The organism is Pseudoalteromonas rubra (genome assembly GCF_005887095.1).
GTDB classification, from domain to species: domain Bacteria; phylum Pseudomonadota; class Gammaproteobacteria; order Enterobacterales; family Alteromonadaceae; genus Pseudoalteromonas; species Pseudoalteromonas rubra_E.
In genome coordinates, this window is sequence record NZ_PNCI01000144.1 from 1 (window position 1) to 215 (window position 215).

At 48.8% G+C, this 215-nt stretch carries 1 protein-coding gene; it reads right to left on the bottom strand.

Translation table 11 applies throughout. From position 1 onward, the window contains the following. On the bottom strand, positions 1-215 hold a 215-nt coding region (locus tag CWB99_RS23635; protein WP_283235380.1), incomplete at both ends, for an RHS repeat-associated core domain-containing protein.

Genomic DNA, 215 nt, shown 5'->3' on the forward strand with positions numbered 1-215 from the left:
TATAACTCAGCGGATTATTCAACACATAACTATAAGCATTGTAGTTCTGAAGATTCGAAGGCGCCTGAACAAACGGATCTGCCTGCATAAACCTACCCGTATCTGCATCGTAGATCCGACCATTCATATGAATGATGCGGTTGTCGCCGCCCAGTGTGATGGGCTCGTGGCCTGTGTAGCTGCGGCTGTTTTTAGGCACCCGGGTGAATATTCCC